Here is a 23,252-nt window from a genome sequence, read left to right on the forward strand (position 1 = left end):
ACATGATGCAGATCAACTTCGGTCGGCTGGGCGGGCAGCTCGGTGTGCTGCTGTGCCTGATCGGTTTCGTCCTGATGTCCCTCGGCTGGAACGGCGCGGCGAGCTACAACTCCCTTCCGGCGCAGTTCCCCTACCTGATCTCCGGCGGCGTCATCGGCCTGGCGATCGTGGTGGTGGGCGCCGCGATGCTCATCGTGCAGAACCATCGGGTGGACCGGGTGCGTTTGGAGGCGGCGATCGACCGTCTCGCCGCCGCCGTAGACAAGCAAGGGCTCGGCGGTCCCGGCGCGCAGGGTCCGGGCTTCAGCGGCTATGTGGTGGCCGGTGCCGCGTCCTACCACCGCGTCGATTGCCAGCTGTCGGAGGCGCGGGACGAGGCCGAGCTGATCGGCATCGAGGCGGCGATCGATCGCGACCTCGCGCCCTGCCGGGTCTGCGCGCCGCCGCGCGTGGCGATACCCGCCCGGCAGGGTTGAGGCGGGCCCTGCCACCAGTGCGCAACACGAGAGCCTCGTGAGGAGAGACGCTGACGTGCTTCTGACCAAGTGGCCGCGGTTGCGGATCAAGATCACCCCCGCGGTGGCCGGGGCGGTCGCCGCGACCACCGCGGCGACCGGTGTGGCGGTGTACCAGGTCGCCCAGCCGGCCGAAGCCAGCCAGGTCTTCGCGGGAGCGGTTGACGGCGGAAGACCGCTGTACCCTGAGCCGCCACCGGTGGGCGCCCTGGAGCTGGAGCCCTCACCGGCTCCGTCGGCGACGCACGCCGACGAGCGTGATCGTACGGATCGGATGCGGCCGGTAGGGGCCGTCGCGATCCCTGCGCGGGTGCTGGCCGCCTACCGGAATGCGGTGGCCGTGCTGAACGAGCGGCGACCTGGTTGTGGGCTCAGATGGCCGCTGCTGGCGGCGATCGGCCGCGTGGAATCGGGTCACGCCCGCGGTGGCCGGGTCAATGCGGATGGCAGCACCATCACCCCCATCCTCGGCCCCCGACTGGACGGCGGGCCCGGTGTGGCGGCGATCCGCGATACGGACAACGGGGTCTATGACCGTGACACCGCATGGGACCACGCAGTCGGTCCTATGCAGTTCATTCCCTCGACGTGGCACCGTTGGGGAGCCGATGGCAACGGCGACGGCACCGCCGACCCGCACAACGTGGGCGACTCCGCGCTCGCGGCGGCCCACTACCTGTGCGCCGCGGGAGGAGACGTGAGCCGGGACGGCGGCCTGCGCCGAGCCGTGCTCGCGTACAACCACTCCGAGCAGTACCTGCACCTGGTGCTGGCGTGGATGCGCGTCTACGCGGGCGTCGCGGCGGCGGTCGCCCCCTCGCCGGCCACGCAACCGACGCACACTGCGCCGCCGGAACCGCGCCCCAGCGATGAGCCCTCACGGCGGGACAAGGAACCACCACGACAGCCTCCACGGCAGGGCAAGGAACCACCGCGACAGGAGAGCCCGTCCCCGAGCTCAGACGGACCACCTGAGCGGCATGGGCCGGACGAGCCCGCTCCGTCGGATCAGCCATCCGAGCCGGAGGTACCGGATCTGCCGCTGACCACTGATGAGTAGCCGGTATGGAGGCAACAGGCGGCGGAGCCGCGGGGCCGGCTGGCAAGAAGAGGGTGCCCGCTCTCCCCGGCCGCGTCGACGCCGAGTCGCTTTACGGTCGCTGCGCGAGCGGTGACCCGACCGGCTCGACCGGGCCAGAGAACAGCGGCCACGGGGCCGGCCCGGGACGAGTACGGGAAACCGCTACACCATCAAGAAGTAAGCCCCGCATGCAATGAGCGCGGGTCACCACCGAGACGGCCTACCTTGCCGACCCACATGTGCAGGTCGGGCTGGTCGCGGCCGACGGCGGCCCGCTCACCTGGCTCCTGCACACCAGCCTGCTCCTCGCTCAGGAGTAGGAACTCACGCCCACGCATCCCGGCCGAGCGCGCCGTCGCGATGGGGCTCGCCAACCATGTGGTGGCCGATCCTTTGGCCGGGGCCATGGCATGCGCGAAACGGATCGCGGGGCTGCCGCGGCAGGCGGCCGAAAGCACCACAACGACTATGCGGCCGCACGCCGTTGACAACCGGTCATGCCGGCGGTGCGGGTGCTGGTTCGTGATGAGAACGAACAACGGAAAGTGAGTTGCCCCGCAGGGCGACCGCCTGATGTGCCGGTAGCCGACCGAGTGCCCTGAGACGTTTGAGAGGTTGACCATGCAGAAACCCGGAAAACAGCAATCCAGTCATGACGACCGCCTCGGACGCCCGGTGACGTCGCTGTCCGATCCCCACGCGAAACGGCCGGAGCGCCACGTCCGCACGGTGCGTTGGAAGAAGTTGGCCAGAGCGCTGTCGACGATACTGGTGGTGCAGCATGTCGTACCTTCCTCGGCAGCTCTCGCTCCGGCCGCTGCTGAGGAGAGAGTCGTCACGGGCCCGGGTGCTGACGGGGGAAGCACCCCTCTCTATCCGGCTTACCCCGATCTCCTGTCACTTCCGGATCTGCCGAGTGTGACCGACAGCCCTGCCGTGCGGAACGGGAGAGGCCGGGGGCAGGAGCGGCCTGTTGTCCAGGGGATTCCGGTGACGGTCCAGGGGATTCCGGCGACGGTGCTGCAGGCCTATCAGCGGGCGGTGGACAACACCAGGGCATCGGAGCCGGGTTGCCACCTGCCGCTGCCGTTGCTGGCGGCGATCGGGAAGGTGGAGTCCGGGCATGCGCGGGGCGGTGATGTCGACGCGCAGGGCACCACTCGGACGCCGATTCTGGGACCGCGGTTGGACGGCAGTCCCGGTGTGGCGGCGATCGCCGACACGGATCACGGGGTCTACGACGACGACACCGTCTGGGACCGCGCGGTCGGATCCATGCAGTTCATCCCGTCCACCTGGCGCAGCTGGGCCGCCGACGGCAATGCCGACAGGAGGGCCGATCCGAACAACGTCTTCGACGCTTCGCTGGCCGCAGGCCGGTACCTGTGCGCGGCCGGCGATGATGTGGCCACACCGGAGGGGCTGCGCCGGGCCGTGCTCGCGTACAACCACTCAGAGTCCTATCTCAACCTGGTACTGGCCTGGATGCGCGCATATTCCGGCGGCCCCGTCGCGGTGCCCGACACACCGGGCTCGGACTCTGACACCGCACCGGATGCACCCCGCCACCACGCACGGCAACCGGAACCCACACCGCCGCCACGCAGGGCGGACAACACTCTGGAACGGGGGCGGCCCGCCGGCAACCAGCCCGCTCCGGCGCCATCCCCGGGCACGAGTACGCCGGGCGGTGACGGGGGCGGCGCCCCCGGTGGTGCCCCGCCTTCGTCGCCCAACGCACCGACCCTGCCGACTCCCGTCCCGACCCCGTCGGCACCTCCGTCGACTGTGCCAACCGTCAACACTGGGACCACCGGTTGATGTGTTGGGAAGTTGATGAGACGCCACCTGACCACCGCTTCCCGTTGCGCGTCTGCCCGCGCCTTGACCGCTGTGCCGGCGGGCTGCGGATTGCGCGACGGGAGCGGCACCAAGCACATCGAGGGTAGCGGGCCGAGTGAGATCGCGGTCGCGGCCCTGGCGGGCGAACCCTGAAGACGGGCACAGGCGGTCGGGGTGGGCGTGGCAGCGTTGATGGCCAGGAGCGTTCCACTGTCAAGTCGGCTAGGGGCGGGGTTGCGCCTAACGGAGGTTGGCGGATACGAACCGCGACAATCCGGACCGCCAGGTGCGGCTGACCTTCCTGGGCTGACCTTCCTGGGCTGACCTTTCCCGGGCCGGCCGTTCCAAGGGCCCACCCGGGGAAGGGGCGTATGAGAGAACGGCCGGGGCGGGAGGGTCGGTTCAGCGGGGATCCCGGCTCGCGGCCGTGACCCAGTCGAGGGCGGCACCGGCGTCGAACTCGCCCTGGCCACCGGCGAAGAGCAGCCCCGCGGTGCCGAACGCCGGGTCGGCAGCGGTCCCCGGCACGTACGGGATGGCGATGCAGCGCATCCCGGCGCGGTGCGCGGCCTCGGCCCCGGGCGGGGAGTCCTCGAGCACCACGCAGTCCGCCGGGTCTGCGGCCAGCCGCCGGGCCGCCTCCAGAAAGACATCGGGCTCCGGCTTGCCGCGCTCCACTTCCTCGGCGGACACGGCGACGTCCATCAGCGGGGCCAGACCGGTCGTGTCGAGCACCGCCTCGATCGCCGCGCGGGAGGACCCGGACGCCACCGCCGTACGGATCCCGGCCGCGCGGAGGGCGTCCACGAACTTCCGCATCTGCGGGAACACTTCGGTGGAGGCCGAGGCGAGCGCGAGGTAGTGGCGGTTCTTCCCGGCGAGGAGCTCGTCGACCGGCGCCTCGATGCCGTACTCGCGGCTCAGCACCTCGAGCGTCTCGCGCGTGCCGATTCCGATGAAGCGCTCGTGCTGTTCCCAGGTGAAGCCGGTGACGCCGTGCTCGGCGAGCACTCTGCGGCCCGCTTCGTAGTAGTTCGGCTCGCTGTCGACCAGCGTGCCGTCGAGGTCGAAGATCACGATGGGGGCGCGGAGAGTGCGGGGGGTGTGGGGAGAACGCATGCACCCAGCATGCAAGAGGGGGCGAGGCGGCAGAATCAGCGGGCCGGGGTGGAGGCCCGGCCCACCGCCTCGATGAGCGGCAGCATCCGGTGCGGTACGCGCTCGCGCAGCGCCACCTCCGTACGGGTCCGCACCACCCCCGGCAGCTGGATGAGCCGCTGGATGACGTCTTCCAGGTGCTCGTTGTCCCGCGCCACGACCCGCGTCATCAGGTCCCCGCCCCCGGTGATCGAGAACGCCTCGATGATCTCCGGCACTTCGGCGAGCGCGTCTCCGACATCGTCCAGGTGGCCCTGCGTGACTTCGATGTGCACGAACGCGAGGACCGGGTGGCCCAGCGCGGCGGGGGAGAGCCTGGGGCCGGAGCCGGTGATGACGCCGTCCCGCTCGAGCCGGTCGATCCTGGCTTGCAGGGTGCCCCGCGCGACGCCGAGGATACGGGCGTACTCGCGCGCGCTCGTGCGCGGCTGCTCCAGCAGGAGCCGCAGGATCCTGGCATCCAGCGCATCCACGGCTGCCATGGGCCGACGGCCTCCTCCTGGTCGGGGTATCCGGGCCTCGACCGTACCAATGGCTCGGCCTGCGGGGCGGTAGGTGAGCCACCGCTCCGTACGGCCCTCGCGGGCGGCGGATTCAGTCAGAGGGCCAGCACATGACCGGTGCGCGGGGCGGTCCGCCCCGACTGAACCTCGTGCCAGACCTTCTCCAGGGCCTCCGGGCCGTGGCCGTGGACGACGTCGACCCACCCCTCGACCACGGGTGCGAACCGCTGCCATGCGTCGGCGAAGCGGTGATCCAGCCCTTCGCGCCCCCAGTCGCCGATGCGCTTGCGCATCTGGTCGGGTGCGAAGAACATGCCCGGTCCCGTGTCGGCCAGTGTGCCGGCGGGGCCGGGCTGCTGGCTGGTGACGCCGACGACCACTTCGTGCACCAGGGCGTCGCCGAGGTGGGCGCGCAGCGCGGCGGTCAGGGCCTCGTCGCCGGCGAAGTCGGCGTACAGGGTGGGCACGGCCGGGGAGAGACGGGGCGCGTCCTCGTACGCCAGCACCCGGTCGTAGCAGCCCAGGCTCTCGGTAAAGGCCAGGTTGCGCCGGGACGTCAGGCCCACCACCTCGCACCCCTGCCCCCGGAGCAGGAAGGCGGCACCGTAGGCGGTCTTGCTCGACGCGGACGACAGGACGGCGGTGCGGGCTCCCAGCCAGGCGTTGTCGACGAGCCAGTCGGCCAGCATGAAGGAGGTCCAGAAGAGCGGGCGGTAGAGGATCTGGAGGTCCTCGCGGTCCGGCTCGTACGCGAGGTCGCCCGTGGTGAGGGCGTAGGCGTTGTAGGGCGAGGGCAGCGTCTTCCGGTGGGGGCTGGCGTCCCGGAAGCCGCGCTCGTCCACCCGCCCCGGGCGCACCAGCAGGTGGCTGCCGGACGGGTAATAGCCGTAGAGGCGGCTGCCCTGTTCGACGCCGTCGACCCGGGATGCGACGACCTCGGCGAAGCCCCAGAGCGGGACGATGCCCCAGCCTGGCCGGGCCGGGAAGAACTCCCAGTAGCGGAAGGAGTCGCCGAGCGCGGCGTAGGTGACGTTGTTGGCGGTGAGGCCGACCCGGTCGACGCGCAGCAGCGCCTCGCCGTCCTGGACCTCCGGGACCGGTGCGTCGACGAGTGCGGCATTCGACAGGTCATCGCGGGCTATGAGCAGGTTCCAGCCGCTGGGCGTGGCAGTGGTGTCCATGGCCCTGGAACGTACTTGAATCCGGATTCAGATTCAATACTGGGCTAAGATGCGGCCCATGTCCGCCCCCGACCACTCAGCCTCCGACCACGCCGCCCCCGACCACGTAGCCCACGAGTCCACGGCACCCCGGCGCACCCGGCGCGGGATCCGAACCAGGGATGCCCTCGTCACCGCAGCCCGGCGGATCTTCGAACGAGACGGTTACCTGGACGCCCGGATCGTCGACATCGCGGCCGAGGCCGGTGTCGCCACCGGCAGCTTCTACACGTACTTCGCCTCCAAGGACGACGTCTTCGCCGCCGTTCTGACGGAGCTGCAGGACGAGATGCTGCACGCGGGAGTCAGCGGCGGCAAGCGCGGGGAGCTGCGCCGCGGGGTGGAGGAAGCCAACCGCGCCTACCTGGAGTCGTACCGTCGCAACGCGGCGCTGATGGCCGCCATGGAGCAGGCCGCCGCCGTGGACCAGCGGTTCCTGAAGCTGCGGCTGCAGCGGTCCCAGGCGTTCATCGAGCGCAGCGCCGCAGCGATCACCCGCCTCCAGGAAGCCGGCCTGGCCGACCCCGCACTCGACCCGGCGGTCACCGCTCGGGCCCTCAGCGCCATGGTGAGCCGCATGGCGTACGTGACCTTCGCCGCCGATCAGCCCGTGCCCTTCGAGACGCTGGTGGAGACGCTCACCCGGCTCTGGATGAACGCCTTGCGCATGCCGCAGGATTAATCCTTTTCTGGGGTTGAGAACTCTTGCTACGTTCGGCCGTGACGCGATCCCGAACGGACAGGAGTGCTCGTGTCACGTACGAGGATCGCGTTGGTCACGGCCAGGCCGCACCCGGACGTCGGCGTCGACCGCGACTTGCCGCTGTTGCAGCAGGCACTCGACGCCGAAGGCGCTGACGCCGTCGCCGTCTGCTGGGACGACGCGGAAGCGGACTGGGAGGCATTCGATCTCGCGGTGGTCCGGTCCACGTGGGACTACAGCTGGCGGCCTGCGGAGTTCCTCGCCTGGGGCGACCGGTGCGGAAGCCTCACCTCGTTGGCCAACAGGCCGTCCGTCCTGCGCTGGAACGCGGACAAGCGTTACCTGGGGATGCTTGCCGACCTCGGTGTCCCGGTCGTGCCCACCCGCTACGTGTCGCCCGGGAGTCCGGCCGATCTGCCGCACAGCCATGAGTACGTGATCAAGCCGACGTCGGGCGCCGGAGCCAGGTTCGCCGCCCGTTACCGGCCCGAGGATCACGACGAGGCGCTGCGGCATCTTGAGCGCATGCAGGCCGAGGGTCTGACCGCGATGGTGCAGCCGTACATGCGCCGGATCGACACCACGGGTGAACGCGCCCTGATCTTCGTCGCGGGCAGGTTCCTGCACGCCGTCCGGAAGAACGCGGTGCTGTCCCCCGGGACTCCCTACGACCAGCGGAAGGTGCCCCATCCGGGGCTGCGGCCGTGGTCGCCCACGCGGGCCGAGCTGGCGGCGGCCGAACGGGCGCTGGCCGCCGTGCCCGGCAGTCGGGATCTGCTGTACGCCCGGGTGGACCTCGTCGAGGATGAGGACGGGAACCCCCAGGTCATGGAAGTCGAGCTGGTGGAGCCGAACCTGTTTCTGACGGTGCACCCGGGTTCGCTTCCCGCTGTCGCGGGCGCGATCGTCCGGACCGCCACGGATGCGCGGTAGGCGTTCAGTTGGTGGTGGGGCGGCCTGCCGCGAAAACGTGCTGGATTCGCCGGAGGGCGTCCAACTCGGTCAGGGGGTCGCCGTCGACGACGATGAGGTCGGCGCGCAGGCCGGGGGCCAGGGCACCGGTGTCGGTCAGCCCCATGGCACGGGCGGAGTTGGTGGTGGCCATGTCGAGGATTTCGGTGTGCTTGAAGCCGAGGGAGGCGAAGAATTCGAGCATGCCGACGTAGTCGCCGAACCCGGCTCCCGGCACGCCGGCGTCGGTGCCGGCGATGAACCGGACACCGGCCTCCCGCATATTCCGGATGACCTCGACCATGGCGTCGGCCCGTTCGGGGCCCAACTTTTCAAGGAAGAGCGGCCAGTTCCCCGAGACGCATCGACAGACGGCGATGTCGTTCTCGACCATCCGGCGGGTGATCTCCGGGTCGTAGACGGTGCTGTCGGCGGTGCGCCAGGAGCAGTGCTCGACCGTCCGGACACCGGCTTCCACGCAGTGGGCGATGGCGTCGGTACCGTGTGCGTGCGCGGCCACCCCCAGGCCATGGCGGGCGGCTTCCTCGACGATCAGGCGCAGTTGGGCGGGGGTGAACTGCGACTCCCACATGCGCGGCCCACTCGGGGTGAGGGCGCCACCCGAGGCCATCACCTTGATCAGGTCGGCTCCGGCAGCCGCGTTGCGGGCGATCTGTGCGCGGATGTCGTCGTCGGTGGTGACCTCGCCGCCGAGGAACCCGCAATGGCCACCGCGTGAGGTCAGCGGCGCGGTTGCGGAGAGGATACGCGGCCCGGCCGCCGTTCCGGACTCGATGGACGTACGCAACCTCACGGCGAGCGCGTCGCGGTCACCGAGATCCCGTACGGTCGTCACCCCGGCGTCCAGCATCTGCTCGGCGCGGCCCGCCATGGCGGCGGCGAGCTCGCCCGGGTCGGCCTGGGCCACCTCGCTGATCGGGTCCGGACCCGCGTCGAAGGCGAGGTGGACATGGCAGTCGATCAGCCCGGGCATGACGGTCGCCCCGGGACACCGCAACCGGGACGCCGACGCATCCACCGATGGGTCCAGCTCGGCCGCTGTGCCGACAGCGGTGATCATGCCGGCGTCCACGAGCACGGCACCGTCGTCGATCACCTGATCCGCGGGCCCGGTGATGACGCGGTCTGCGGTGATCAGAATCTTGTTCACGATTGCCTTTCGTGGAGGGCGTGGGATATGGCGATGAGTTCACGGGCGTCGGCGCCCAAGTCGTTGCCGGAGGGCAGCGCGATGCGGGCGGCGGACAACTCGGTGTCGGGGTCCTCGGTGGCCGGCTTCAGGGCGAGTGCCTCGGTGATGTGCCGGGCGAGTTGATCGGCCGGGCCGCGGGCGAGATCGACATCGGGCGCGACGCGTGTCAGGTACGGGCTCAGGCGCACCAGTCCGTCGCGGCATTCGATGAGCCGGCGATAGAACCGCTCGTCGGTACGGCGCAGCCGGAAGCGGTTCCACGCGGAACCGGCCGGTGCCCGGTTCAGGACGAGTTCCGGATAGGCGGCGGCGAGGGCTGTCCACAGGGGAGTGAGCTCGTGATACATGCGGCGGTGATGGACAACCGACCGCCAGCGTGTGATCAGTTGCACGCCGGCCGAATAGCAGATTCCGATCAGAACGATGCCCATGGACCAGTCGGTCATGGACCAGTTCACCGTATTGAACGCCTCATGCGATCCGGGCTCGTTGATGCGCAGACATACCCAGACCACTCGGTTGACCGACGTGATCGTCAGTCCGAACAGGCCGACTGCCATGGTCCGCAGACCGAGCGCCAGGTGCCGGGACGCCATGTGCGCGTAGCGCAGCGCCCACAGGCCCGATGTCAGATAGGCGTAGACGAAGTAGGCGTTGCCGATGACGTAGAACCCGGCGATGGCCGGCTTTGCCATGTCCGGAGTGCTCAGCGTGTGGGCGCGCATGTCCGCGGGTGTGGCGATCATGGCGATGACCAGAGCGATCAGGACACCGGCGAGCAGGCCGGTGTTGATCCGCAGGTGTCGCCGGTACTCGTCGTTCGCGCCACGTGTGGAGGAGACGAAGAACAGGATGAGCGCGTACAGGCCGGACATGAAGATTGCGTTGAACGCGACCTTGCCGACACCGGCTGCCGTGAACCCGTCCACCGCACGGTTGGCTTCGGGAAAGCTGAGGACTTCGCCGGCGAGCAGCAGGAGCAGACACGCGACCAGGATGCGCAGGACCCGGTCGTGGGGGGCGCGCGCCAAGTCGACGATCTTCCATACCGCCCCGACGATCAACATGACGACCACTGTTTCCTGGAACATCACATCCACCCCCAGCGGGGGTTCAGCGCGGAACGCAGCGGACCAAGGGCGGGATCCTCGGGTATGCGGGGGGTGACGTAGTCGATGACCACCGCCCACTCCTGGATGATCGTCGCGACCAGTTCGGCCTCGCGTTCGTAGTCCTCGGTGTAGCAGGTGCGACGAAAGCCCCGCGTGATCGAGTCGCGGGGGAAATCCGGTCCCATATCGGGAAGGTCTTCGTCCGCGTTTCCATCGTCGTGATGATCGGCGAGGATGTGGCCGATCTCGTGCAGGATGATGTGATCCTGATGAACGCGGGTCGTCTCCTCCTGATAGAAGATGCACTCCTCGCTCGGTCGGGACATCCACAACCCGAACGGTCCCGGGATCGGCAGCGCCCAGGGAATCAGCCGGATCGGTTTCCCTCGGTGTTCACCGAGCCTGCGGCATAACTCGTCCACCCGCAGCGGAGGTTGAATGTCGAGATGCCGCAGCAGGCGCTTGCAGTAGCGGCGGAGCTCGCGTTCGCGTACGGCCACGGTGTCCCTTCTCATGCCCCGGCGCCGGGACCTGGGGTGTCGTCCTGGTCGAAAATAGCGATCATCTTGAGCAGTTGCTTGCGCATCGCGGGCGTCATCGCGCCTGCCCGCATCGCGATCGTCCGCACCTGGTGATCGGCGAGCCGCTGCCGCAACAGTTCGTCCTCGGGGTCCTCCTGTGCGACCAGCCACTGCACCGTGATGGGCGGCGATCCCGGTTCGCGGTGGTCGTCGAAGAACTTCGCAAGTGCCTCGAGCACGCTCAACGTCGGGTTCGTGTGCGACCCGTTGCGGAGCATCGCCAGGTAACTCCGCGACAGCGTCGCCGGATGCGACGGGTCCGCGGTGACCGCCTTGGCCACTTCGGCGGTCGAGTACTCTCGCTTCCGGCCATGGGCATCGGTCCATCGCACGGTCGCGAACAGCGCGTTCAACCGCTCGGCCAGCGACCGCCCATGACTCCGGCCGTCGTCTGCCACTATGCCCACGCTCCCCGCACCGGATGGCCCCGTCGTGCCGCCACGATGCTACATCGGCCCCCCTGTGCCGTCTGTTGGACGGTAGCCAGGATGCCTTGACCCGATGCCCCAACAGGTGCCAATATCTTGGACACTTGGCCAGTGGCGGAAGCGACGTCTGAGGCATGAGATGGGCGTGTGGATCAGGCAGCTCAGGTTCGGCTGCACCGGTGTGGCCCACACCGATGAACAACTCCGGCGCTCCCAGGGCGGGCGGAGCCGCAGGATGGCCCCGCTGCTGTGGGCCTCGCCGGAGCGGGACGGAACGGGGGTTCGGCCCGCTCCGGCGGGACAGAAGGCGGGCACGCACTCAGAAGAGGGCGGGGCGTCGTCCTCGCTCAGGCTGCTCTGCATGCGGTCCAGCATCTGCGCTGCTCGAGGATGCGCTCGACGCGCTCCTCGATACGACGGTGTTCGTCGTGCATGAAGAAGCTCCTACTTCCGGTTCAGGTAGGCGAGGCCGGGGTGCTCGCTCGTGTAGGCGTCGAGGAGACGGCGGGCGACGGACACGGAGTCGACGAGGGGGTGCAGGGCGAAGGCCTTGACCGCGGTGGCGCGCGAGCCGCTCTCGGCGGCGGCCATGACCTCGCGCTCGACGGCCTTGACGCTGCACACGAGGCCGGTGGCGTGGTCCGGCAGGGGGGCCACGGAGGCGGGGTGGGCGCCGCCCGCGTCGACGAAGCAGGGCACCTCGATGACGGCATCCTTGTCCAGAAGCGACAGCGTGGTGCCATTGCGGACGTTGAGGATGAGCGTGGTGCGCTCGTTCCTGGCGATGGCTCGCATCAGGGCGAGGGCGACCTTCTCGTAGCCGCCGGACTCCAGGTCGCAGGCGTCACGCTCGCCGACGCCTGCGACCTCGCGGTTCTCCGCCATGTACGTGGCCTCGCGCTCGGCGCGGGTACGGTCCCAGGTCTCGAGGGCGGGGGCGTCCGCCCGCCGCATCTCCTCGTAGAAGCGTGCCTGCTGGTCGCGGAGGAAGGCGCCGCGGGTCTGCTTGGCCTCCTGGTAGGCGCGGACCGCTTCCCTGTTGAAGTAGTAGTAGTGCAGATACTCGTTGGGAATTGCGCCCAGCGACTGCAGCCAGTCGGGGCCGAACAGCCTCCCCTCCTCGAAGGAGCCGAGCAGGCCGGGGTGCCCGAGCAGGCGGGGGAGTTGGTCGCGGCCCGCGATGTGCAGGCCGCGCACCCAGCCGAGGTGATTGAGGCCGACGTAGTCGATCCACGCCTCGTCCGGATGCGCACCGAGCACGCGCGCGATGCGGCGGCCCAGGCCCACCGGCGAGTCGCAGATGCCGATGACGCGGTCGCCGATGTGGCGGGACATCGCCTCGGTGACCAGGCCGGCCGGGTTGGTGAAGTTGATGACCCAGGCGTCGGGGGCGAGACGGGCGACGCGCCGCGCGATGTCGACGGCTACCGGAACCGTGCGCAGACCGTACGCGATGCCGCCCGCGCCCACCGTCTCCTGGCCCAGGACGCCCTCGGCCAGGGCCACGCGCTCGTCGGCCGCCCGGCCTTCGAGGCCGCCGACGCGGATCGCGGAGAAGACGAAGTCGGCGCCGGTGAGGGCCTCGTCGAGGTCGGTGGTGACGGTGACGGCCGGGGCGCCCGGGTCGTCCCCGGCCTGCTCGGCGAGGACGCGGGCGACGGCGCCCAGCCGGCCGGCGTCCAGGTCGTGAAGGGTGACATGGGTGACGCGGCCCTCGGCGTGGTCGCCCAGCAGGGCCCCGTACACCAGCGGCACCCGGAAACCCCCGCCGCCGAGAATCGTGAGCCTCATACCTGAACCACCTCTACGCCGGCCTCTTCGAGTGCGGCGCAGGTGGCCGGGTCCGAAGGGGCGTTGGTCACCACCACGTCGAGTTCCTCGGGCCCGCAGACTCTGGCCATGCCGGTGCCGGGGAACTTCCCCGCGTCGGCGAGGAGCACCACCTTGTCGCTGGCCGCGATCATCGCCCGCTTGACCGGCACCTCGACCACCGTCATGTCCATGATCTGGCCGCTCGGGCGCACCCCACTGGTGCCCAGGAAGAGCCAGTCCGCATGCAGTTGACGGAGATTGTCCTCGGTGAGGAACCCGGCCAGGGAGCGGTACTCGCGTCTGACCATGCCGCCGAGGAGAACCAGTTCTATGCCGTGGTCGTCGGCCAGCTCCTCGTACACCACCAGATTGCTGGTGATCACGGTCAGTCGGCGGCCGTGCAGCTGCCGGGCGAGGCGGTACGCGGTGGTGCCGATGTCCAGCAGCACGGACTGGCCGTTCTCGATCATGGTCGCCGCCCGCACGGCTATCTCGTCCTTCTCGGTCACGCGTACCTCGGCGACCTCGGCGGAGGGCTGGTCGCCCTCCTCGATGACCGCGCCGCCGTGGACGCGGGAGAGGAGGCCCGCCTCCTCGAGCTTCAGCAGGTCGCGCCGCACGGTGGCGGCGCTGACGCCCAGTTGCTCGGAGAGGTCCGCGATGGCCGCGGGGCCGCCGGATCGCAGGGCGCGCAGGATCAGTTGATGTCGCCGCTCAGCCAGCACGCGATGAACACTACGCGGCAATCTCCATCACTTCTATGCTCGCTCTTGCTCAACTCTTGCCAAGTCCGCCCGCGGCGCACACGATCCTGTGCACGTTCTTGCAGACATATGAGCCGCACTACCCGCTGGTCCCCGGCACCTTTCGCTGGTCATGGGATTCACGTGCTGTGAGGGCGCCCGCCGGGAGCGGTACCGGTGGATCCAGCGGGAGCTCGGCACTGAGCCCCGGCTCGACTCCGTGGTCCGTTGGCCCGTTGGCCCCCTCAGCAAACGCGGCTACGGCAGCTGACTGGGCCAATGGCCCAGTGTTTCGAGCCTCACTTGAGTCATTGGGGCTAAGGATGCTCTCATGGAGCCTCAATGGCGCTGCGGATTCCGCGGCGCCTTTTCCATGCCGGGATGCCGAGGGGACGGGAAGCAGTGCTGAAGAGGGTGTTCGTGGCTCCGGATCCGGGGCGGCTGCGACTGCGCAGCGGCCTGCGGTCCGTCCTCGGCGTCGGGCTGGCGGTGGCCTTGTGCGGGCTGACCGGGCACACCCTGACGGCGGTCATCACCGGCGGGCTCGCCGCGCTCCTCGCCCTCTTCGCGGTCACGGACGCGACGGTCCGTGGCCAGGCCGTCACGACCGCTCTGCTGCCCGCGGTCGGCTTTCCGGTGCTCGCTCTGGCGGCCGTGCTGTACGACCAGCCGCCGGCGCGTGACGCGGCGTTCGTCGCCGTCGCCGCCGCGGGCGTGTACGCGCGTCGCTGGGGGCCGCGCGGCCACGCCCTGGGCGTCTTCGGGTTCATGACCTTCTTCGTGACGCAGTTCCTGCGTACGGTGCCCGAGCAACTGCCCGAGCTGTACTCCGCCGTCGTGCTCGCGTTGCTCGCCTCGTCGGCGGTCCGCTTCGCCATCTGGTGCTACGAGCGACGGCTGTCACCACCCGTCGTATCGTCCCTGCCCAACGGGTCGGGGCTTGCGCGGACGACCACCCGCCAGGCGGTCCAGGTGGCCGTCGCAGCTGCCTTCGCCCTGGCCGTCGGTCAGCTGCTCTCGCAGGACCGCTGGTACTGGGCCGTCGGCGCCGCCTGGTGGATCTTCGTGAACACCGACTCGCGCGGTGAGACGCTGGTCCGCGGTTTCCGCCGGGTCCTCGGTACGGTCGCCGGCATCGTCGTCGGCGTGATGGTCGTCGTCCCGCTGCACGGCGCGGTGGTGCCCGCCGCCGCCCTCATCGCCGTCTGTGTCTTCGTGATCTTCTACACGGCCCCAGTGTCGTATACGTGGATGATGCTGGCCGTGACGTTGATGGTCACGCTGCTGTACGGACTCCTCGGGGTGCTGGAACCGAGCCTGCTCGCGCTGCGTCTCGCCGAGACCGGTGTCGGTGCGATGGGCGCTGTGCTGGCCGTGCTGTTCGTGCTGCCCATCACGACACACGCCGCCACCCATGCCTGGATCCGGAGCGCTGTGCAGTGCGTGCACGACTGCACCACGGCCGCTGCGCGCCGGCTCGCCGGTGATGCGGAGGCCGACCCGGCGCCGCTCGCCGCCGAGCTTGAGCTGCTGCTCGGCCGGGCGCGGACGTCCCTCGGCCCTCTCGTCCACCCGCTCAGCCCGCTGCGCGCCCGCAAGGTCCGTGCGCGTCAGGTCCTGGAGCTGCTCGACGCCTGTGCCCGGGAGGTTCGCGGCCTCGCCTCAGTGGCGGCCGACCCGTACGCCTCCCACGATGCCCGGCTCGCCGCCGCCTGCTGGCGGGTCGAGGCCGCCGTACAGGCCCTGGTGGAGCCCGGTGGGGAGCCGGCGGGGCCGGTGCCTGACGAAGCCTACGCCGTACAGCGGCACGGGGGCGCCCAGGAGGCGGCCCTGAACCACCTCCACGGGTTGGAGAAGGCGCTCGCTGAACTCGCCGCACCCTTCCACAGCTCTCCGCGCGCCCCCATGGTCGGCTCCTGATACCGCGTATCGCGGCCGGGGAACGCTCACGTTCGTCCGTCAGGTCACATTCTCCGTCGTGGGGTGTCATGGAAGCAGACCCCCGAAACCGAGCCGACGCGTCCGGAGATCGACTCCCGGACGAGGGAGTGGGAGATGACCGTGACCTCAACCCTTCTGGTCACCGGCGGCACGGGCACGCTCGGGCGCATCGTCACGCCGCTCCTGCGGGATGCCGGCTGTGACGTACGGGTACTCAGCCGGCGCGGCCATGAGTCCGGGGACGGCATCGAGTTCGTGACCGGCGACCTGGCCACCGGCGAGGGCATCGATGCCGCAGTGGACGGGACCGAGACCGTCGTGCACTGCGCCGGCAGCGCCAAGGGCGACGAGGACAAGACCCGGAACCTGGTGCAAGCGGCGGCCGCGGTCGGTGTCCAACACCTGGTCTACATCTCGGTCGTCGGTGCCGAACGAATCCCGGTCATCAGCGGCGTCGACCGCGCCATGTTCGGCTACTTCGCGTCCAAGCGGGCCGCCGAGCGCATCGTGGCCGACTCCGGACTGCCGTGGACCACGCTGCGCGCCACCCAGTTCCACGACCTGATACTGACGACGGCGCGGCAGATGGCGAAGATGCCCGTGATACCGGCCCCGTCCGGCGTCCGATTCCAGCCGATCGATGCGGGCGAGGTGGCGACCCGGCTCGTCGAGCTCTCCCTCGGCAAGCCGTCCGGCTTCGTGCCCGACATCGCCGGGCCACGCGTGTACGAGATGAAAGAGCTCCTCCGCAGCTACCTGCGGGCCGCTCACCGAAACCGGCTGATCATGCCGGTCAGGCTCCCCGGCAAGGCCGCCAGGGCAGTCCGGGCCGGTGCCAACCTCGCCCCCGAACACGCCGTCGGCCACCGGACCTGGGAAGACTTCCTGGCCGAGCGGCTGCGCTGAACCCGCCGCGCAGCGGCGGCGCGGCGGTGGCGGATGCCGCCCTCCATCGGAGACAGGGGGATGGTCTAGACCTACTGCTACCGTCAGCTCGGCACGCGTAACAGCGGAACCGCCGTACCGCGGAAGGGGAGCACAGTGGGCAGCAGCAGAGCCGCACGGCCAGTACGGGCGTACATCGGGTCCTTCACCTCGGCCGGCGGTCACGGAATCACCACCGCGGCCGTCGACCCCGGCTCCGGCGCGCTCACCGTGCTGCACGTCACCGACGAGGTCGCCGATCCATCCTTCCTCGCCCTCGCGCCCCGCGCGGACCTGCTCTATGCGGTCAGCGAGACCGCGCACGGCGCCGCGGCGGCGCTGAGCCTCGCCGCCCACCCCGACCGCCGGGCCGTGCTGAGCGCCGCCGTGCCCGTACGCGGCCACGCCCCCACCCATCTCGCCGTCGCCGACGGCAATCTCCTCACCGCCAACTACGGCTCGGGCAGCGTGACCACGATCCCGCTCCGCCGCGACGGCACCCTCACAGGCCCCGGCCATGTCCTGCGGCACGAGGGCAGCGGCCCGCACCCGGAGCGGCAGAAGGAGCCGCACGCGCACGCCGTGCTGCCCGACCCCACGGGGCGCTGGGTCCTCTCCGTGGACCTGGGGACGGACTCGGTCCGCGTCTGCGCGCTGGACCCCGCGGGCAGCGCGCTGAACCTGCACCGCGAGGTGCCGCTACGGCCCGGCTCGGGACCGCGCCACCTCGCGTTCCACCCGCGGGGCGACCGCGCGTATGTGATCAACGAGTTGGCGCCGACCGTGACGGCCTGCCGCTGGGACGCGGAGGCGGGGGAGCTGGAGCCGCTCGGCGAGACGGCCGTCCTGCCGGACGGGGACGGCGCCGGCAGCTACCCGTCGGAGGTGGTGATCGCGCCGGACGGCCGCTTCGCCTGGGCCGCCAACCGCGGCCACGACTCCCTTGCGGTGCTCGCCCTCGACACCTCCGGCGACCGGGCGCGTCTCGTCGGCCAGGTGCCCTGCGGCGGCCACTGGCCGCGGCATCTGACCCTCGACCCGTCGGGGCGGCGCCTCTACGCGGCCAACGAACGGTCCGGCGACGTCACCTGGTTCGACGTGGATCCCGCGACAGGCCTCCCGCGCCGCGCGGGCTCTCTGGCCGCGCCTGCGGCGTCCTGCGTGGTGTTCGGCTGAGGAACCCACGACTCCGCCCGCCCCGACGCCTTGCGTGGGGACGGGCGGGAGGCAGCGCGTCAGCGGACCGGAGAGCCCTGGAGCTGCGGGTGCTGGATGCCCAGCGCCGTCGCGTACTTCGAGAGCACCAGCCTGCCGATCGTCGAGTACGCGCCGAGCGGTTCGGACGCGGCGCACTGGGCCTCGTCCGTGGCCGCCTTCAGCAGGCCGTCGGCGACCTCGGGGCCGATCAGGTACGGCGCGAGCGCCAGTTGAGCCGAGCCGGAGCCGCGCAGCTGCTCGGCGGTACGGGCGATGGCGCCGTCCACGTCCAGGGCGGCCGCCAGCACCGGCACGGCGAGCCGGGCGGCGAGCAGCATGCCCGTTATCCCCGCGGCCTGCACGGCCTCGTCGCCGCCGACCGTCGCGAGGATGATGCCGTCGGCCGCGGTGGCCACGGTGAACAGGCGGGCGCGGTCCGCGCGCGCGAGACCGGCCTCCGACAGCCGTACGTGCAGGGCCTCCGCGAGCAGCGGGTGCGGACCGAGCACGTCGGTCAGCTCGGCGGCGGTGCGGCTGTCCATCACGGCCTGGCGTATCCGGCGCATGAGCGCGCTGTCCGGGCCGGCCAGCAGGGGAACGACGACCGCCACCGGGCCGTCCTGCCGGGGCACCTCCGGAAGCGCGGCGGCCTCCTCCTCGGAGAGCTGCTCGCGGATCAGGGCGGCGCGCTGTGCCCGCTCGGCGCGCTCGGTGGCGGCCTGGGTCAGCACCGCTCCCAGCGACGGGAAGTCCTGGTCGTCACCGTCCACATAGCCGATGCGGGCCTCGAGCCCGGGCAGCTCGGAGCGCGCGATGCTCACGACCTCCTCGGCCAGGCTGCGAGTGTTGGAGCCGGGAGTGCCGGGCACGGCGAGGACCAGCGCGGGCGCACCCTCAGGAGCCGCGAGCGGCTCCGGTCTGCGGTGCCGCCCAGGCTGGCGGGGACGCGGCATTCGTACGGGCAGGCCGGTTTCGGGCCCTGTGGGGTGGCTCATGCGGCCGCATGTTAATGCCTTTGGGGGTCAACGCGTTCGGTCAGGGGGCAGCTGTGCGCCATCCGTCCCGTTTTTTCCGATGAACAAACGGTTGAACGGACAATTGTCAATCGTTCGCCCGATCCGGAGGCCCCGAATCCGGATGCGGCGGATGCGAGTGGTCCGGGTGCGACCGGTCCGGAAGCGGCACGTCCGGCAGATGCAGCAGCCGGGGGTCGGCAGGCAGCAGCAGATCGTCGGTGGCGAGGGCGGCAGCGATACGCAGTGCGCCGGCCAGCGGGTCTCCCGCGGCCGCGACCTGCCGCGCGTACGGCAGCTGCCGCGCCAACTCGTCGCGCAGCGGGGCCAGCAGCGGCTCGCCCAACCCGAACAGGCCGCCGGTGAGCGCCACTTCGCTGCCTTCGACGGCCGGGCAGACGGCCGCCGCCGACTCCGCGATGCCGCGCGCGGCATCCCGCAGAATGCCCGCCGCAACGGGGTCGTCAGCGGCGCAGCGGCCGACCTCCGGGGCGAACGACGCCAGCACGGCAGGCCGGTCGGGGCGCGGGTACAGCAGCCCCGGAAGCCCGGGTGCCGGGCCGAACACCGCCTCCAGCCTGGCCAGCAGCGCGGCCGACCCCCCGCTGCGGCCGTCGTACGCGCGCAGGGCGGCATCGAGACCGGCCCTGCCGATCCAGGCACCGCCGCCGCAGTCGCCGAGGAGATGGCCCCATCCGTCGGCTCGCCGCCACGCTCCGGGTTCGCCCGCCGCGCCGAGCGTCACGCCGAGGGCGATCATGCCGGTGCCCGCGGCCACCACGGCGCCGGGGCGCTGGCCCAGCGCCCCCGCGTACGCGGTCACCGCGTCGGCCGCGAGGGCCAGCCGCCGCACGCCGAGCGCCTCGGCCAGCGCCCCGGGGAGCGTGGCGCGCAGATCGTCGCCGAGGGTGGCCATGCCGGCGGCGCCGATGGCGACCGCCGCCACTCCGGAGGCTCCCGCCCGGCCGAGCAACGCCCGGGCGGCGGGCAGGAGTTGGTCCAGCAGATGCCCGGCATCGATGCCGGACGGGCCCGTACGCACCGGCTCGCGGGATACGACGGTGTCGACGGCTCTCGCATCCCCGGCGCGGGCGAGGCCGATCCGCAGGCCGGACCCGCCGGAGTCCGCCCCCAGCACCCACGCGGGCGCGGACCCGGCGGTCACGGCAGCTGCCAGTCCACCGGCTGCGCCCCCTGCCGTACGAGCAGGTCGTTGGCGCGGCTGAAGGGGCGGGAGCCGAAGAAGCCGCGGTCGGCGGACATGGGGGAGGGGTGCGAGGACTCGACCACCGGCAGTCCGCCGAGCAGCGGGCGGAGATTGCGGGCGTCCCGGCCCCACAGGATCGACACCATGGGCTTGCCGCGCGCGGCGAGCGCCCGGATGGCCTGCTCGGTGACGTCCTCCCAGCCCTTGCCCCGGTGGGCCGCGGGCTTGCGCGGGGCCGTGGTGAGCGCCCTGTTGAGCAGGAGCACCCCCTGCGAGGTCCACGGCGTGAGATCGCCGTTGGACGGCCTGGGCAGCCCGAGGTCGCTGTTCAGCTCCCGGAAGATGTTCTCCAGGCTCCCGGGCAGCGGGCGGACCTCCGGCGCCACCGAGAAGCTCAGGCCCACCGCATGGCCGGGCGTCGGGTACGGATCCTGACCGACGATCAGCACCCGTACATCGTCGAACGGCTGCTGGAAGGCGCGCAGCACATTCGGTCCTGCGGGCAGATAGGTCCGGCCCGCGGCGATCTCGGTACGCAGGAAGTCGCCCATCGCGGCGATCCGTTCGGCAACCGGCTCCAGGGCCTTGGCCCATCCCGGCTCGACGATTTCGTTCAACGGTCGTGCAGCCACGGGGCGTCACTCTACTGGTTCAGCAGTGGCTCAGCTGACCGCCTCCTCACGCGAAGTGACCGGACCGGTACGGCACCGGCATACGGGACCGGCATGGCACCGGTACGGCATCAGTATGGGCGGGGCTCAGGCGACCACGGCGGCCCGTACGCACAGCACATCCGGCAGGTGCGCGGCGATCAGCTGCCAGCTGTCCCCGTCGTCCGCGCTGGCGAAGAGCTCGCCGTTGCGGTTGCCGAAATACACCCCGGCAGGGTCGGCGTCGTCCGTGCAGAGCGCGTCCCGCAGTACCGTCCCGTAGTGCGCGCCCTCGGGAAGACCGGTGCCGAGCTCCTGCCAGCTCGCCCCCGCGTCCTCCGTGCGGTAGACGCGACATCGCCGCCCGGCGGGCACCCGGTCCTCGTCGGCGTTGAGCGGGAAGACGTAGGCCACATCGGCGCGGTGCGGGTGGGCGGCGACCGGGAAGCCGAAGTCGGAGGGCAGTCCCTCGCCGATCGACGTCCAGGTGGCCCCCGAGTCGTCGCTGCGGTAGACGCCCCAGTGGTTCTGCAGATACAGCCGGTCCGGGTCCCCGGCGTCCTGGGCGATCTTGTGCACACACTGCCCGAAGTCCGGGTACGGATCGGGCAGGAAGACCGCCTGCACACCGGAGTTGGACGGCGCCCAGCTCGCCCCGCCGTCCAGCGAGCGGTACACCCCGCCGGTGGAGACCGCGACCGTCACCGCGTCCGCGTCGCGCGGGTCGGTGATCACCGTGTGCACGGCGAGACCGCCGCCGCCCGGCTGCCACTTCTCCCGCGTCGGGTGGTCCCACAGCGGCCGGACGAGCTCGAAGGTCTCACCGCCGTCCTCGGAGCGGAAGAGCGCGCCGGGCTCCGTGCCCGCATAGACGACGCCGGGCGCCGCGGGCCCCGCGGGCTGCAACTGCCAGACGCGTTCGAGCGAGGCGCCGGTGTCCTTCGGGAACTTCACCGCCGGCTGCTGCGGCTCCTCCCACGTCTTCCCGAGGTCGTCGGAGTGGAACACCGAAGGCCCCCAGTGTGAGTTGGTCCCGCCGGCCAGCAGCCGGGGCGTGGTGCTTCTGGTGTCGATGCCGGCGGAGTAGACGGCCTCCGCGTTGAAGTACGGTCCTTCGAAGTCCCAGCCCCCGCCGCGCCGTCTGCCGACGAAGAGCCCTTTGCGTGTGCCTGCCGCGAGTAGTACGTCGGTCATCGCCGACCACCTCCGGGACGCCGTTGTCTCCATTACGGGCCAGTCTGCACCCGCCCACTGACAACGGCGCCCGGGTGTGCGTTCCCGCGCGGGTCAGGCGGCGCGGTGGTACTGCTGAGGGCTGCCGACCTCGCCGCCCAGCTCGCGCGCCGCATGCCGAGCGAAGTACGGGTTGCGCAGCAGCTCGCGGCCGAGCAGCACGGCGTCCGCCTGGCCGTCCTCGACGATCTTCTCCGCCTGCCGGGCCTCGGTGATCTCCCCGACCGCCGCGACCGGCAGGCCGGTCCCGGTCCTGACCCGCTCGGCGAACGGCACCTGGTAGCCGGGCCCGGTGGGGATCCGCACCCGCGGTGCGTTGCCGCCGCTGGAGACATCCAGCAGATCGACGCCGTGGGCGAGCAGGTCCGCCGCGAAGCGCACGGTGTCGTCGGCCGTCCAGCCCGTACGGTCGTCCTCCGCGTTCTCGGTCAGCCAGTCGGTGGCCGAGATCCGGAAGAAGACCGGCAGTTCCCCGGGCCACACCGCGCGCACCGCGTCCACGACCTCCAGGGCGAAGCGCGTCCGGTTCTCGTACGACCCGCCGTACGCGTCGGTGCGGTGATTGGTGTGCGGGGACAGGAACTCGCCGATCAGATAGCCGTGCGCGCCGTGCACCTCGACGACCTCGAATCCGGCCGCACGCGCCCGCCGCGCCGCGTCCGCGAACTGCCCCACGATCTCCGCGATCTGGCCGGTCGTCAGCTCATCCGGCACCGGGTGCCCGTCGTTGAAGGGCAGCGGGCTCGGGGCGACGGGCTGCCAGCCGTGCTCGCCGGGCCCGACGGGCGCGCCGCCGCGCCACGGCCGGTCGGTCGACGCCTTGCGCCCCGCATGCGCGATCTGGATGCCGGGCACCGTCCCCTGCCCCTTCAGGAAGGACGTGATCCGGCGGAACGCCTCGGTCTGCGTGTCGTTCCAGATCCCCAGGTCGGCGGGGCTGATCCGGCCCTCCGGGCTCACGGCCGTGGCCTCGACGAGGATCAGCCCGGTGCCGCCCGCGGCGCGCGAGGTGTAGTGCGAGAAGTGCCAGTCGTTAGCGACTCCTGTGTCCGGACCGGACACGTCGGCGGAGTACTGGCACATCGGGGCCATCCAGACCCGGTTGGGGATGGTCAGCGACCGCAGGGTGAAGGGCTCGAACAAGGCGCTCACGGCACGCTCCGTTTCGCGATGGGGAGGGTTGAGGATGCTTGAAGCGCTCGTACGATACCCATCGTAGTACGCC

22 protein-coding genes are annotated in these 23,252 nt (G+C 71.1%); 8 read left to right on the top strand and 14 right to left on the bottom strand.

The window, feature by feature from the left end; genetic code table 11:
* Positions 1-2 precede the first annotated feature (2 nt).
* The 3 genes from ACTWQC_RS17760 to ACTWQC_RS17770 all read left to right on the top strand — a co-directional run bounded on the left by ACTWQC_RS17760 (position 3) and on the right by ACTWQC_RS17770 (position 3,417).
* Positions 3-476, top strand: a complete 474-nt coding sequence (locus tag ACTWQC_RS17760) for a hypothetical protein (protein ID WP_443316671.1) — start codon at positions 3-5, stop codon at positions 474-476.
* Between the two features lie 55 nt (positions 477-531).
* Positions 532-1,575, top strand: coding sequence for a lytic murein transglycosylase (locus tag ACTWQC_RS17765; protein ID WP_443316672.1), 1,044 nt, complete (start codon positions 532-534; stop codon positions 1,573-1,575).
* Positions 1,576-2,586: 1,011 nt separating this feature from the next.
* Positions 2,587-3,417 (top strand): lytic transglycosylase domain-containing protein, encoded by an 831-nt coding sequence (locus ACTWQC_RS17770; RefSeq protein WP_443316673.1) that lies wholly within the window; start codon positions 2,587-2,589, stop codon positions 3,415-3,417.
* A gap of 423 nt (positions 3,418-3,840) precedes the next feature.
* On the opposite strand, the gene ACTWQC_RS17775 is transcribed toward ACTWQC_RS17770, so the two are convergent.
* The 3 genes from ACTWQC_RS17775 to ACTWQC_RS17785 form a co-directional block, all read right to left on the bottom strand.
* The gene (locus tag ACTWQC_RS17775) at positions 3,841-4,557 is read right to left on the bottom strand and encodes an HAD family hydrolase (protein WP_443316674.1); all 717 of its coding nucleotides are present in this window, start codon (positions 4,555-4,557) and stop codon (positions 3,841-3,843) included.
* Between the two features lie 35 nt (positions 4,558-4,592).
* Positions 4,593-5,078: an Lrp/AsnC family transcriptional regulator gene (locus ACTWQC_RS17780; RefSeq protein ID WP_443316675.1), complete on the bottom strand. Its 486-nt coding sequence runs from the start codon at positions 5,076-5,078 to the stop codon at positions 4,593-4,595.
* 116 nt (positions 5,079-5,194) lie between these two features.
* Positions 5,195-6,280, bottom strand: coding sequence for a DUF2855 family protein (locus ACTWQC_RS17785; RefSeq protein WP_443316676.1), 1,086 nt, complete (start codon positions 6,278-6,280; stop codon positions 5,195-5,197).
* 58 nt (positions 6,281-6,338) lie between these two features.
* Between ACTWQC_RS17785 and ACTWQC_RS17790 the strand changes: the two genes are divergently transcribed.
* Together ACTWQC_RS17790 and ACTWQC_RS17795 are read left to right on the top strand one after the other, a co-directional pair.
* Positions 6,339-7,001 (top strand): TetR/AcrR family transcriptional regulator, encoded by a 663-nt coding sequence (locus ACTWQC_RS17790; RefSeq protein WP_443316677.1) that lies wholly within the window; start codon positions 6,339-6,341, stop codon positions 6,999-7,001.
* 69 nt (positions 7,002-7,070) lie between these two features.
* A complete protein-coding gene (locus ACTWQC_RS17795; RefSeq protein ID WP_443316678.1) occupies positions 7,071-7,955 on the top strand; it encodes an ATP-grasp domain-containing protein in 885 nt (294 codons plus the stop codon).
* Between the two features lie 4 nt (positions 7,956-7,959).
* On the opposite strand, the gene ACTWQC_RS17800 is transcribed toward ACTWQC_RS17795, so the two are convergent.
* The 6 genes from ACTWQC_RS17800 to ACTWQC_RS17825 form a co-directional block, all read right to left on the bottom strand.
* Positions 7,960-9,144, bottom strand: a complete 1,185-nt coding sequence (locus ACTWQC_RS17800) for an amidohydrolase family protein (protein WP_443316679.1) — start codon at positions 9,142-9,144, stop codon at positions 7,960-7,962.
* A complete protein-coding gene (locus ACTWQC_RS17805; protein WP_443316680.1) occupies positions 9,141-10,277 on the bottom strand; it encodes an MAB_1171c family putative transporter in 1,137 nt (378 codons plus the stop codon). Before ACTWQC_RS17805 ends, ACTWQC_RS17800 begins: the two co-directional genes overlap by 4 nt.
* Complete coding sequence (locus ACTWQC_RS17810) at positions 10,277-10,798, bottom strand: hypothetical protein (protein ID WP_443316681.1); 522 nt, start codon at positions 10,796-10,798, stop codon at positions 10,277-10,279. Before ACTWQC_RS17810 ends, ACTWQC_RS17805 begins: the two co-directional genes overlap by 1 nt.
* Before the next feature lie 11 nt (positions 10,799-10,809).
* Positions 10,810-11,277: a helix-turn-helix domain-containing protein gene (locus ACTWQC_RS17815; RefSeq protein ID WP_443316682.1), complete on the bottom strand. Its 468-nt coding sequence runs from the start codon at positions 11,275-11,277 to the stop codon at positions 10,810-10,812.
* Positions 11,278-11,751: 474 nt separating this feature from the next.
* Positions 11,752-13,098, bottom strand: coding sequence for a 6-phospho-beta-glucosidase (locus ACTWQC_RS17820; RefSeq protein ID WP_443316683.1), 1,347 nt, complete (start codon positions 13,096-13,098; stop codon positions 11,752-11,754).
* Positions 13,095-13,865: a DeoR/GlpR family DNA-binding transcription regulator gene (locus tag ACTWQC_RS17825; RefSeq protein WP_443316684.1), complete on the bottom strand. Its 771-nt coding sequence runs from the start codon at positions 13,863-13,865 to the stop codon at positions 13,095-13,097. The genes ACTWQC_RS17820 and ACTWQC_RS17825 overlap by 4 nt, the downstream gene beginning before the upstream one ends.
* Positions 13,866-14,264: 399 nt before the next feature.
* Here ACTWQC_RS17825 and ACTWQC_RS17830 point away from each other — a divergent pair, with 399 nt between their 5' ends.
* The 3 genes from ACTWQC_RS17830 (at position 14,265) to ACTWQC_RS17840 (ending at position 17,903) form a co-directional block, all read left to right on the top strand.
* Entirely contained in the window at positions 14,265-15,782 is a 1,518-nt protein-coding gene (locus ACTWQC_RS17830) for an FUSC family protein (RefSeq protein ID WP_443316685.1), read from the top strand.
* A 141-nt stretch (positions 15,783-15,923) separates the two neighbouring features.
* Positions 15,924-16,709: an SDR family oxidoreductase gene (locus tag ACTWQC_RS17835; protein ID WP_443316731.1), complete on the top strand. Its 786-nt coding sequence runs from the start codon at positions 15,924-15,926 to the stop codon at positions 16,707-16,709.
* A 135-nt stretch (positions 16,710-16,844) separates the two neighbouring features.
* A complete protein-coding gene (locus tag ACTWQC_RS17840) occupies positions 16,845-17,903 on the top strand; it encodes a lactonase family protein (protein ID WP_443316686.1) in 1,059 nt (352 codons plus the stop codon).
* 59 nt (positions 17,904-17,962) lie between these two features.
* Here the strand turns inward: ACTWQC_RS17840 and ACTWQC_RS17845 are convergent, their stop codons facing one another.
* From ACTWQC_RS17845 to ACTWQC_RS17865, 5 genes are all read right to left on the bottom strand, one after another.
* Entirely contained in the window at positions 17,963-18,919 is a 957-nt protein-coding gene (locus tag ACTWQC_RS17845) for a sirohydrochlorin chelatase (protein ID WP_443316687.1), read from the bottom strand.
* Between the two features lie 106 nt (positions 18,920-19,025).
* Positions 19,026-20,102, bottom strand: a complete 1,077-nt coding sequence (locus tag ACTWQC_RS17850; protein WP_443316688.1) for an N-acetylglucosamine kinase — start codon at positions 20,100-20,102, stop codon at positions 19,026-19,028.
* Complete coding sequence (locus tag ACTWQC_RS17855) at positions 20,099-20,776, bottom strand: uracil-DNA glycosylase (protein ID WP_443316689.1); 678 nt, start codon at positions 20,774-20,776, stop codon at positions 20,099-20,101. Before ACTWQC_RS17855 ends, ACTWQC_RS17850 begins: the two co-directional genes overlap by 4 nt.
* 126 nt (positions 20,777-20,902) lie before the next feature.
* Positions 20,903-21,988 (bottom strand): WD40/YVTN/BNR-like repeat-containing protein, encoded by a 1,086-nt coding sequence (locus ACTWQC_RS17860; RefSeq protein ID WP_443316690.1) that lies wholly within the window; start codon positions 21,986-21,988, stop codon positions 20,903-20,905.
* A gap of 93 nt (positions 21,989-22,081) precedes the next feature.
* Positions 22,082-23,179, bottom strand: a complete 1,098-nt coding sequence (locus ACTWQC_RS17865) for an NADH:flavin oxidoreductase/NADH oxidase (protein ID WP_443316691.1) — start codon at positions 23,177-23,179, stop codon at positions 22,082-22,084.
* Between the last annotated feature and the right edge of the window lie 73 nt (positions 23,180-23,252).

Origin of the sequence: Streptomyces sp. 8N616, from assembly GCF_052246385.1 — a bacterium.
GTDB lineage: Bacteria > Actinomycetota > Actinomycetes > Streptomycetales > Streptomycetaceae > Streptomyces.